At 41.3% G+C, this 11,453-nt stretch carries 10 protein-coding genes; 9 read left to right on the top strand and 1 reads right to left on the bottom strand.

Features of this window, described 5'->3' with window-relative positions; translation table 11 throughout:
• The first annotated feature begins 39 nt into the window (after positions 1-39).
• From A8805_RS02115 to A8805_RS02155, 9 genes are all read left to right on the top strand, one after another.
• The gene (locus A8805_RS02115; RefSeq protein WP_109708547.1) at positions 40-1,179 is read left to right on the top strand and encodes a YibE/F family protein; all 1,140 of its coding nucleotides are present in this window, start codon (positions 40-42) and stop codon (positions 1,177-1,179) included.
• Positions 1,176-1,949, top strand: a complete 774-nt coding sequence (locus tag A8805_RS02120; RefSeq protein ID WP_109708548.1) for a YibE/F family protein — start codon at positions 1,176-1,178, stop codon at positions 1,947-1,949. The genes A8805_RS02115 and A8805_RS02120 overlap by 4 nt, the downstream gene beginning before the upstream one ends.
• Before the next feature lie 66 nt (positions 1,950-2,015).
• Positions 2,016-3,266: a D-alanyl-D-alanine carboxypeptidase family protein gene (locus A8805_RS02125; RefSeq protein ID WP_109708549.1), complete on the top strand. Its 1,251-nt coding sequence runs from the start codon at positions 2,016-2,018 to the stop codon at positions 3,264-3,266.
• A gap of 163 nt (positions 3,267-3,429) precedes the next feature.
• The gene (gene deoC / locus A8805_RS02130) at positions 3,430-4,086 is read left to right on the top strand and encodes a deoxyribose-phosphate aldolase (protein ID WP_109708550.1); all 657 of its coding nucleotides are present in this window, start codon (positions 3,430-3,432) and stop codon (positions 4,084-4,086) included.
• A complete protein-coding gene (locus A8805_RS02135) occupies positions 4,079-4,954 on the top strand; it encodes a metallophosphoesterase (RefSeq protein WP_109708551.1) in 876 nt (291 codons plus the stop codon). Before deoC ends, A8805_RS02135 begins: the two co-directional genes overlap by 8 nt.
• A gap of 149 nt (positions 4,955-5,103) precedes the next feature.
• Entirely contained in the window at positions 5,104-5,868 is a 765-nt protein-coding gene (locus tag A8805_RS02140) for a segregation and condensation protein A (protein ID WP_109708552.1), read from the top strand.
• A gap of 17 nt (positions 5,869-5,885) precedes the next feature.
• Positions 5,886-6,455: an SMC-Scp complex subunit ScpB gene (gene scpB / locus A8805_RS02145; RefSeq protein WP_109708553.1), complete on the top strand. Its 570-nt coding sequence runs from the start codon at positions 5,886-5,888 to the stop codon at positions 6,453-6,455.
• Positions 6,456-6,554: 99 nt separating this feature from the next.
• On the top strand, positions 6,555-7,808 hold the full coding sequence (locus tag A8805_RS02150; RefSeq protein WP_109708554.1) for a D-alanyl-D-alanine carboxypeptidase family protein: 1,254 nt from the start codon (positions 6,555-6,557) through the stop codon (positions 7,806-7,808).
• Between the two features lie 123 nt (positions 7,809-7,931).
• Entirely contained in the window at positions 7,932-9,920 is a 1,989-nt protein-coding gene (locus tag A8805_RS02155) for a 2-isopropylmalate synthase (protein ID WP_109708555.1), read from the top strand.
• A 46-nt stretch (positions 9,921-9,966) separates the two neighbouring features.
• Here the strand turns inward: A8805_RS02155 and A8805_RS02160 are convergent, their stop codons facing one another.
• A complete protein-coding gene (locus tag A8805_RS02160; RefSeq protein WP_109708556.1) occupies positions 9,967-11,310 on the bottom strand; it encodes a peptide MFS transporter in 1,344 nt (447 codons plus the stop codon).
• Positions 11,311-11,453: the final 143 nt, after the last annotated feature.

Here is an 11,453-nt window from a genome sequence, read left to right on the forward strand (position 1 = left end):
AAAATAGTTTTTAATATATGAAATGAGAGGCTCACGTACATGAAGCTGCTGAACCGGCTGAAGACAATTATGCATATTCTTTTAGCCACCAAAAAAAGAAAGGGGTTCTGTTTATTAATATTGATCTATTTTGCCGTTCTTATATTTGTAGCAAATAATCAATGGCTGTACAAAACACCTATAGCAAAAATTACCGAAGTACATACTGAAGAAAAGAAGACAATGGAAGCTACGCGCGGAGAAAAAGAAATCTATTACAGACAGAGTCTAAGGGCCATTGTTTTAAACGGTGAATGGAAGGGTAAAAGTATTACATTAAAAAACGAATATTCTTATTCTGGCGTTCTTAATCAAAAATACCATAAGGGAGACCGGGTCCTGATAAATGTAAATGGAGAGTCTCAAACAGGAGGCATAAGAGGGCTGAAGCGGGATGTGCATCTGACCGCTCTTATTGGTGCACTTGTTATTCTGCTTATATTTGTAACCGGGAGAAAAGGAATCCTGACAATATGTACGCTTGTAGTAAATGCAGGAATTTTTATTGTAGGATTTTCACGTTTTCTAAAAGATGATGATATTTGGGCAATCTGTAATATCATTTCGGTTTTGTTTGCTGTTGGAACACTTTTATTACTCAATGGTTTCAACAAAAAAACTTTGGCGGCTATTGTTTCTACGTTATGTGTTCTGGCAGCAATTATGGGGATTTTTGATACTGTGATGGCATATGAAGGGGCACTGGATTATTCTACAATGGAGTATCTGGGAAGTTTGGACAACCCCAGTGAGCTATTCCGGGCAGAAGTCATGCTGGCAGGGCTGGGAGCAATCATGGACGTAGCAGTCACGATTTCTGCCGCCCTTGGGGAGATTCTTCATAAAAACCCTCAGGTAACATTCTTTCAATTATTCCGCTCAGGGAGAGAAATTGGATATGATATTATGGGAACGATGATGAACGTCCTGCTTTTTGTTTTTGGCTGCGGCCTGATTCCTTCTTTCTTAATCCGAATGAATAACGACATAGGCTTCCTGACTATCGTACGGCTGCATATTCCTTATGAAATCTGCCGTTTTCTGATTGAAAGTATCGGAATTGTTCTGACCATTCCCATCTCTATTTTGGTTGCCTCTTTATTTATGAAACTTAGATTCAGACAAGGAGGAGAAAAATGATAGGGATACTCGCACTTGTTCTTTTCATACTAATACTAGTAGTAGCCGGTGACCGTGGTGCCGTTTCGGTAATGGCACTTACCGGAAATATTATTATATTGTCCCTGGCAGTCATTTTATTAGCCCGCGGCCATTCCCCAATACTGATTACGCTCTTAGCAGGAGGAATTATTAGTTACATTACTTTAGTCAAGCAGAACGGAAAAAATGTGAAAACAGGGGCAGCATTTCTTGCCACTGCAATTGTAATGCTTCTTCTCATGTTTGCGATTTATAGTATGGTATGGGCATCAAAAAGCGGAGGACTGAATGAGATTCAGGCTATGCAGGAAGATGTCATGTATTACTATAGTGTTGATATTCACATCAACATGCTTCATATTGCAGTATGCATATATCTGCTCAGTACCCTTGGCGCAGTACTGGATACAACATTATCTATTACTTCATCCGTATATGAAGTGGCAGCCCATAAGCCGGATTTGAGCAGGAAGGAGTTATATCATTCCGGCCTGCAGATAGGAAAAGAGATCATCGGTACCACCATCAATACACTATTGTTTGCATATTTAGGGGAATCTATTTTACTATTTGCTTATCTGAAAATGGGTAAATTTACATTTGAGACAATTCTGAATTCAAAGTTTTTATTTCAGGATGTGGCTGTTATGCTATTTGGTGGAATTGCCTGCCTGCTGGCAGTTCCTGTTGCATCCATCTGTATTGCATATTTTATCCGGCCTGAAAATATCGTGTTATCTGAGCAATAAGTAAGTTCTAATCTCCCCCTCCCTCTACTATATTGGTAATAGACGATATAGTAGAGGGAGTTTTCTATGAAACAAGTATTGGCGGTAATTTTAAGTGCATTCCTATGTATGCAGAATGTATATGCGATGCCGGCGAAAGAATATATTGTCTATGAGGATACACAGGAAACGGTTCCAGAAGATACAGCAGAAGCACAGGAAACTGTCGCAGAAAATACCGGGGATACAGAAACTGCGGGGCCCGAAATCAGCGCACCGTCCGCAATTTTGATGGAGGCTTCTACAGGGGAAGTTATTTATGAGAAAGATGGGGATACACCGCGTCCGCCTGCGAGCGTAACAAAGGTTATGACCATGCTGCTGATTTTTGATGCTTTGGAAGCAGGAAAAATCAAATTAGAAGATCAGGTAACCGTTTCTGAATTTGCTGCTTCTATGGGAGGCTCACAGGTGTTCTTGGAGCCGGGAGAGACGCAGACCGTAGAAACGATGCTCAAATGTATCTCCGTTGCCAGTGCCAACGATGCATGCGTAGCAATGGCAGAATACATATGCGGCAGTGAAGATGAATTTGTCAGACAGATGAATGAGCGGGCAAAAGGACTTGGAATGGAAAATACCAATTTTGTCAACTGCAACGGACTGGATGCTGACGGACATGTAACAAGTGCCAGAGATATTGCCCTAATGTCAAGGGAGCTGATCTTAAAGTACCCGAAAATCCAGGACTATTGTATGATATGGATGGAGAACATCACCCATACGACAAAAAAAGGGACTTCAGAATTTGGGCTTACGAACACAAACAAGCTGGTCAGACAGTATGAGTATGCTACAGGATTAAAAACAGGCTCCACAGGATTGGCAAAATTCTGCGTTTCTGCAACTGCAAAGAAAAATGATATTGAAATGATTGCAGTTATTATGGCTGCAGAAGACTCCAAAGCCAGATTTAAGGATGCCACAACCCTGTTAAGTTATGGTTTCGGAAAATGCCAGCTCTATAAAGACGAAAACCCGCAGCAGTTGAAAGATATTGAAGTAAAGGGCGGTGTAGAAGATATGGTGCCCTGTGAATACGCCGATACCTTCCGGTATCTTGATACAACAGGCGCAAACCTGGCAGGCATCACAAAAAAAGTAAACATTGCAGAAAGTCTGGAAGCACCTGTGAAAAAGGGAGATGTTGTTGGAAATCTGATATATGAGATGGACGGGAAAAAAATCGGTAAAGTAGACATTATTGTCTCTAAAAATGTAAAAAAAGCCGGACTAATTGATTACTTCAAGAAAATAATGGAGCAATTCAGGACGTAGTCTCTTATTCTCAAAATGAGAATTGTTACTTAAAATAAAAAATTGAATTTACCCTGAAAAAATGGTAGGATAGTATAAGACTATATACTTCTTGAACTACTAATGTTCAAGAAGGTAAGGATTGCTGATAAAGGGAAGTTCGATATATAAATGGAGGATAAAAATGGATTTTGCAAAAATGATTGACCATACAATTTTGAAAGCAGATGCAACAAAGGAAGATGTGAAAAAGCTTTGTATGGAGGCCATGAAATATGGCTTCCATTCTGTCTGTGTGAATTCCAGTTTTGTATATTACTGTGCACAGCTTTTAAAAGACAGCGAAGTAAAGATATGCACAGTTGTAGGCTTTCCTTTGGGAGCCATGTCCACAGACGGGAAGGTGGGCGAGACACTTTCAGCGATAGAGGACGGCGCCGGCGAAATTGACATGGTCATCCATGTGGGGATGATTAAAAGCCGGGACTGGGACTATGTAAAGCAGGATATTGCCTCCGTTGTGGAGGCTGCCGGGGATAGGGCTATTGTAAAGGTAATTCTTGAGACATGCCTTCTCACAGATGATGAAAAAGAATATGCATGCAGAATATGCAAAGAAGCAGGAGCCGATTTTGTGAAGACATCCACCGGTTTCTCAACAGATGGCGCTACAATAGAGGACGTTGCCCTGCTTCGAAAAACAGTCGGTCCGGTTATGGGAGTCAAGGCATCCGGCGGAATCCGGACACTGGAGACGGCCCAGGCCATGGTCCGTGCAGGTGCCGACAGACTGGGGACCAGTTCGGGAATTGTAATTGTAAAAGGAAGCCATCATGATTAAAATGATAATCATAGCTGTATTGCTTCTGATTTTCTTCGTAGAAGCAAAACGGGAACTGCACTTTTTTAAAGTTACCCGGTATTCTTTGTGTGTACCGAAATTTCACCTGCTGAATACAGAAAAAAAGGTGATTCTGCTGGCAGATTTGCATAACAAGGTATATGGGGACCAGAACAAGGAGTTATTAGAAGCTATACGCAGGGAAAAGCCGGATCTGATTCTGATTGCAGGGGACATGCTGGTAGGAAAAGAAAGTTACTCCTTCCAGGAGGCACTGAACCTTATTACCAGGCTTCCGGTCATCTGTCCTGTGTATTATTCTCTTGGAAATCATGAGCAGCGTTTAAAGGAACATCCTCAGAAATACGAGCAGAGTGCATACAATAGTTATAAAAAAGCACTTCAAAGCTCAGGTGTCCGTCTTCTGGAAAATAAAACAGAGGAGTTTATGCTGGACAGACTTTGTGTGCGTATATCCGGGCTGGAGCTTCCTATGAAGACTTATAAAAAGTTCAGGAAACATAAGGTAGCAGCAGAGGACATCTGCAGTTGTATACAACAATCAGATCAAAGAAAATACAATATACTGCTTGCCCACAATCCGGTCTTTTTTCCGGCTTATAAGGAGTGGGGTGCTGATTTGACCGTGTCGGGACATTTGCATGGGGGCATTATACGTATTCCCGGCCTTGGAGGGATTATTACGCCTCAGGCTGTGCTGTTCCCCAAGTATTCAGGTGAAATGACTCAGGAAGGGAATCAGGCCATCGCGGTGAGCAAGGGGCTGGGCACCCACACAATTAATTTGCGTTTCTGTAATTATGCGGAAATTGTCGTCATCAGCCTGCAGCCTTTTACAAAAGAATAAGAATGTCTTGTGCAAGCTTACGATGCATAAATATAGAAACATCCATGTCACTAAGGCGTGAAAGAACCCCGCCTAAGTCAACAGGATGTACTTTGTATCTAAGGCTTGAAAATACCAAGTCTAAGATACATAAGTAGGAGAGGGAAAGTATGGGAATACCAGTAAAATTAGAAGTGTTTGAAGGTCCTTTGGACCTTCTGCTACATTTAATTGATAAAAATAAAATAGATATTTACGATATCCCCATTGTAGATATTACGGCCCAATACATGGAGTACATCCGCGGCATGCAGAAGGAAGATCTGAATGTCATGAGTGAATTTCTTGTAATGGCTGTTACTCTGCTGGATATCAAGTGCAGAATGCTTTTGCCCAAAGAGGTAAATGAGGACGGAGAGGAAGAGGACCCCCGGCAGGAGCTGGTAGAACAGCTTCTTCAGTACAAAATGTATAAATATATGGCTTATGAGTTAAAAGACAGACACCTTAATGCAGACCAGGTCCTATATAAGGCACCTACGGTTCCTGCGGAAGTAATGGAGTATGTGGAGCCTGTGGATATAGGTCTGCTTTTAGCTGACCTGACCTTAAAACAATTGAATCAGGTTTTTCAGGATGTCATGAAACGCAAAGAAGATAAAATAGATCCGGTAAGAAGTAAATTCGGCAAAATTGAAAAAGAAGAAGTTCCTCTCCCTTTGAAGTTGTCCTATGTGGAAAATTATGCCCGTTCTCATCAAAAATTCAGCTTCCGCCAGCTTCTTGAAGAGCAGAAGAGTAAAATGCATATCGTAGTAACCTTCCTGGCAGTTCTGGAGTTAATGAAGCTGGGGACAATTCGGGTAGAACAGGAGGAAATATGCGGAGATATCATGATTGAGTGCGGCAAGCCCACTCTTGACCCGCTAAGTTGAAAAGGATGGAAATAGATATGGAAATAGAAAAACTGCAAGGTATTATCGAAGCAATTCTTTTTACAATGGGGGAGTCTGTGGAGCTTTCCAAAATTGCGGCGGTAATAGGACATGATGATAATACAGCCAGGAAAATCATTTATAATATGATGGATAAATATGAGAGGGAGGACAGGGGAGTCCGTATCATTGAACTGGACAATTCCTTCCAGATGTGCACGAAAAGGGAAATGTATGAATATCTCATACAAATTGCCCGGCAGCCGAAAAAGTATGTCCTGACAGATGTTCTTTTGGAAACCCTTTCTATTGTAGCCTATAAACAGCCCGTCACAAAACTGGAAATTGAAAAAATACGGGGAGTAAAATCAGACCACGCCGTAAATAAACTGGTGGAGTATGGACTCGCGGAAGAAGTGGGACGAATGGATGCCCCCGGCAGGCCGCTGCTGTTTGGAACAACGGAAGAATTCCTCCGCAGATTTAGTATTCAGTCACTGGACGAGCTGCCCACAATCAATCCGGAACAGGTAGAGCATTTTAAAGAAGAGGCAGAGGATGAGATACAGTTAAAGCTGGATGTCTGATGAAATGCTTGTTTATAGCCAAACTGCAAGAAATGTGGTTCTACCCGGATAGGTTTCTACATAAATACTAATAATATCGTATGTTGTGGAGTGCGCAGCATGACTAAAAAGGCAAGAAGCAGGAAAAAGAATAGAATTACGGCACTTCTTCTAATCTGCTGTATCACATTTTTTACAGGACTTCCCGGCATGAAAATGCAAATGCAGGAGGTCCGGGCAGAGACAGAAGAACCAGAAAACTTATACGCCCAGTCGGCAGTCCTGATGGATGCGGACAGCGGGCGTATTTTATTTTCAAAAAATGGACAGCAGGAGAAGGCTATGGCCAGCACAACGAAGATTATGACCTGTATTCTGGCCCTGGAATATGGGAAGCTGGATGATGAAATGACAGTCAGCGCTTACGCGGCATCCCAGCCTAAGGTACATCTTGGAGTGAAAAAGGGGGAGAAACTGCGTCTCAGAGATTTGTTATATTCTCTTATGCTGGAATCCCATAATGATTCGGCTGTTATTATTGCGGAAAATATCGGAAAAAGTGTGGAAGGCTTTGCAGATATGATGAACGCAAAAGCAAAAGAACTGGGATGCCGGAATACATATTTCATCACACCAAACGGTCTTGATGCGGCAGACGAAAATGGAAGCCATCATACCACCGCAGAAGATCTGGCAAGAATCATGAAGTACTGTATTATGGAGTCACCCCGGAAGGATATGTTTCTGGAGATTACGAAAACAGCCAATTACCAGTTTACAGACTGCTCCGGAAAGCGTTCCTACTCCTGCACAAACCACAATGCATTTTTGCAGATGATGGACGGAGCACTCTCAGGCAAGACAGGATTCACAGGCGATGCGGGCTATTGTTATGTGGGTGCATTGGAAAGGGATGGAAGAACTTTTATTGTAACGCTGCTTGCCTGTGGATGGCCAAATAACAAAAGCTATAAATGGTCGGATACGAAAACACTCATGAATTATGGACTGGAGCGTTATCAATATCAAAACATCTGGCAGGATGTAGAACCAGGCACTTTGAAGGTTTATAACGGAATTGACAGTCAATCTCCTTTTGAAACAGAAACTGAAATTCCGCTTACTGTAGTGGGTGAAGACAAGGAATGGAAAATGCTTCTGAAGGATAATGAAAAAGTGGAAATGCAATGGAAAAAGGAGGAAGCAGCAGAAGCTCCCATTAAAAAAGGACAGAAAGTAGGCGAGATACAATATACACTGAATGGAGAACAATTAAAAACTTATGATATTACTGCGCAATGCAGCATACCCGAAAAGACTGGAAAATGGTATATAAAAACAGTTTTTGGTATGTATTTCCTAAAAGATATTTAGTTAAATTAAAATATATCAATAAAAATGATTAATTTTGTCACTGGTTAATGACAGCTTCTTATGTTACTATGGGGGAAGATAAAAAAAGACAATTAGTTTGATGAAATATAAGGAGATGTCATCATGAGAAATTTTGAGAAATATAAGAAGATGTATTTCATGCCGCCAAAGCCCGCTTTTGATTGGGTGAAAAAGGATTCCATCACTGCCCCTCCAATATGGTGCAGCGTAGATTTGAGAGATGGAAATCAGGCTTTGATAGAACCTATGGGACTGGACGAAAAGATTGAATTTTTCCAGCTTTTGCTGGATGTGGGATTTAAGGAAATTGAAGTTGGCTTCCCGGCAGCTTCTGAGACAGAATACCAGTTTTTGAGAACTCTTATTGAGCAGAATATGATTCCTGAGGATGTAACAATCCAGGTTCTGACACAGGCCAGGGAACATATCATCAGAAGAACCTTTGAGGCAGTAAAAGGTGCCCCCCATGCGGTAGTACATGTTTATAATTCTACATCCATTGCCCAGAGGGAGCAGGTATTTAAAAAGACTCCGGAAGAAATCAAAAAAATTGCAGTTGATGGGGCAAAACTGCTGAAAAAGCTGGCAGAAGAGACAGAAGGAAACTTTACCTTCCAATATAGCCCGGAAAGTTTTCCGGGGACAGAGGTTGAGTATGCACTGGATGTATGTAATGCAGTTCTTGATATATGGAAACCTTCCAAGGAGAACAAGGCCATCATTAATCTTCCCACTACTGTAGAAATAGCTATGCCTCATGTATTTGCCAGTCAGGTGGAATATTTCCATAAGAATCTCCTGTATAGGGAAAATGTATTGCTTTCCCTTCATCCCCATAATGACAGAGGTAGCGGTGTCAGCGATGCCGAGCTGGGAATTCTTGCAGGAGCCGACCGTATAGAAGGTACACTTTTTGGAAACGGAGAAAGAACCGGTAATGCGGATATTATCACCCTTGCAATGAATATGTTCTCCCACGGCGTAGATCCAAAACTGGACTTTTCTAATATGGGCGAAATATGTGAGGTGTATGAAAGACTCACAGGAATGGAAGTATCTCCGCGCCAGCCTTATGCGGGAGATTTGGTATTTACTGCTTTTTCAGGCTCCCACCAGGATGCAATTGCCAAAGGAATGTTGTGGAGAGAGGAAAAGCGGGATAGTCACTGGACAGTACCTTATCTTCCAATTGATCCCAAGGATGTAGGCAGGAGATATGATTCTGACGTAATAAGGATTAACAGCCAGTCTGGCAAGGGCGGGGTTAATTACATACTAAAGCAGAATTTTGGTATCAACCTTCCGGATAAGATGAAAGAAGAAGTGGGGTATATTGTAAAGGATGTCTCAGATAAGGCCCATAAGGAGCTGAGTCCGGACTGGATTTATCAAATTTTTGAAGATAATTATATTACTGTAAAACCAGTCTTTACAGTAGATGAGTGTCACTATAAACAAGAAAACGGTATTTTGGCAGAAGCTGTCATTCACCACGCAAGTGCTGACCGGGTGATTACAGGCGTGGGGAATGGCCGCCTGGATGCAGTAAGCAATGCAATCAAACATTATTTTGACATTAATTATGAGCTGGCATTTTACGAGGAACATTCCCTGACGAAAGGCTCTTCCTCTAAAGCGGTTGCTTATGTAGGGGTAGTGTACAATAAAAAGAAATACTGGGGTGTAGGTATTGATGCAGATATTATTAAAGCATCTGTGGAAGCATTGGTTGTAGCTGTCAACAAAATCGACGAGATTAAGAATTCTGAGAGTTGTAAAGATGAGAGATTATTAGAAATTACAAATTATCTTTATGCAAATTACAAGGATGTGACCCTGGATGATTTATCTGAAAAGTTTTTCCTTACCAAACCTTATTTGTCAAAATACATTAAAGAAAAATCCGGGATGACTTTTGGGGATACCTTAAAGGAAATACGGATGAAAAAGGCACGGGCAATGCTAAAGAGCAATAATACAACGGTAGAAAGTATTGCTGAATCGGTGGGATATCAAAACGTAGAGCATTTCAACAGAGTGTTTAAGAAAATGTATCATATGACCCCTGTACAGTTTAGAAACCGAAGATAAAAAGAACCGGTGCAGTAATGCTGCACCGGTCCACTTTATTTTAATATTATTTTTCTTCAGCAAGTTTATCAAGCTTACCGCTCATAAGCCAAAGAATAACACCCAGAATGATTACAACGGCTGCAACTGAACCATATCCCGCCTGGAATGGAACTGTCTTCAGGAAAGCATACAGTGCCGGATAAATCATGGTTGCAAAGAACACGGCGATTGGCCAGAGTCCCAGCAACAAGCCTAATACCTTAGCAGGTGCAAACATTGTAATAAAAGAGTTGCCAAGAGGAGAGAAGACCATCTCACCAACTGACATCAATAATGCGATTACAATAATCCAAAGCAGTGATGCCTGACCTTCGCCTCTGATGATATCAGCAAGTACCATAGCTACGAAAGAGCATCCGACTAAAATCATACCAAGAGATGTCTTTTTGAACATACTCAAATCGCCCTTAGGACGTCTTGCAAGTCTTGCCCAAACACCAGCAAGTACTGGTCCGAGAATGATACATGTGATTGCATTAAGAGAGTCAAAGTAGGATGTAGGAACCTGCCAGCTTCCGATATACCAGTTTGCACGGTTCAGGAAGTCTGCACCATCACCATATCCAAAATAGAAGTATGCAGGCATATATGCCATATACCATACCACCCAGAATACGATTGAAAACATAGTAACCAGGACAATAGCAAGGATACGTTTCTTATCACTTGTTGTAAGAGGCTGTGTTTCTTCAGCCTTTTTCTTTTTACTGTCAATGAACTTTCTCTGGTCATGCTTGAATGGTTTTTTACCTGCATCACCCAATGCTTTTTGATTTAACCCAAACCAGATTGCATCTACAAAAAGGAAGATTGCACAGAGCAGGAATACAAAATTATATCCCATCGGGCCTACTGCAAGCACAACAAATGTTGTTCCGACGAATGAACCGATATTTACAAATGAATACTGGATGGAGAATGCTTCGGTCAACTCATCCTTGTCTTCAAATAACAGGCCATTTACACCAGATAAATTTCCTTTAAATAAACCAGTTCCAACTGCCACAAAGAGAATCATCACCCATACAAGTGTAGTGGATTTCGCTTGCCATGTACATAAGTAACCAATGCCCATTAAAATCATACCTGTGATAACACAGATTCTCGGGCTTAACCAGTAGTCAGCAATATATCCACCGATAATTGGTGTAATATAAGTAGCTGCTACAAAAATAGCGGACATAGATGCTGCTTTAGCATCTGTCAGCCCAAGGCCGCCGCCTGCTGCATTCGTTGCGATCCAAATTGCCAGCAAATATTTTACTGTATAGAACGCACAACGCTCAAATGTGAAACCTAAGGCACATACGTAAAAACCAAAAGGTTTCCTCTTTTTTGTTGCTTCCATAATAAAAACCCTCCAATTAGCTTTTAATTTTAGCACAATATAGTGCAAAATATTGATGAGAATACATACCAGATATTCTCTAAAATGATTAGAAAAACCTCCTTTGTCAAAATTTTCTCCACGAAAAGATTGTACCATAGTTT

The organism is Faecalicatena contorta (assembly GCF_003149105.1).
Lineage (GTDB): Bacteria > Bacillota > Clostridia > Lachnospirales > Lachnospiraceae > Muricomes > Muricomes contortus_C.

Coding starts and splice junctions, on each gene's coding strand:
- A8805_RS02120 (WP_109708548.1), top strand. CDS start 1,176: ATGATAGGGATACTCGCACTTGTTCTTTTCATACTAATACTAGTAGTA.
- A8805_RS02150 (WP_109708554.1), top strand. CDS start 6,555: ATGACTAAAAAGGCAAGAAGCAGGAAAAAGAATAGAATTACGGCACTT.
- scpB (WP_109708553.1), top strand. CDS start 5,886: ATGGAAATAGAAAAACTGCAAGGTATTATCGAAGCAATTCTTTTTACA.
- A8805_RS02160 (WP_109708556.1), bottom strand. CDS start 11,310: ATGGAAGCAACAAAAAAGAGGAAACCTTTTGGTTTTTACGTATGTGCC.
- A8805_RS02115 (WP_109708547.1), top strand. CDS start 40: ATGAAGCTGCTGAACCGGCTGAAGACAATTATGCATATTCTTTTAGCC.
- A8805_RS02155 (WP_109708555.1), top strand. CDS start 7,932: ATGAGAAATTTTGAGAAATATAAGAAGATGTATTTCATGCCGCCAAAG.
- A8805_RS02135 (WP_109708551.1), top strand. CDS start 4,079: ATGATTAAAATGATAATCATAGCTGTATTGCTTCTGATTTTCTTCGTA.
- A8805_RS02125 (WP_109708549.1), top strand. CDS start 2,016: ATGAAACAAGTATTGGCGGTAATTTTAAGTGCATTCCTATGTATGCAG.
- deoC (WP_109708550.1), top strand. CDS start 3,430: ATGGATTTTGCAAAAATGATTGACCATACAATTTTGAAAGCAGATGCA.
- A8805_RS02140 (WP_109708552.1), top strand. CDS start 5,104: ATGGGAATACCAGTAAAATTAGAAGTGTTTGAAGGTCCTTTGGACCTT.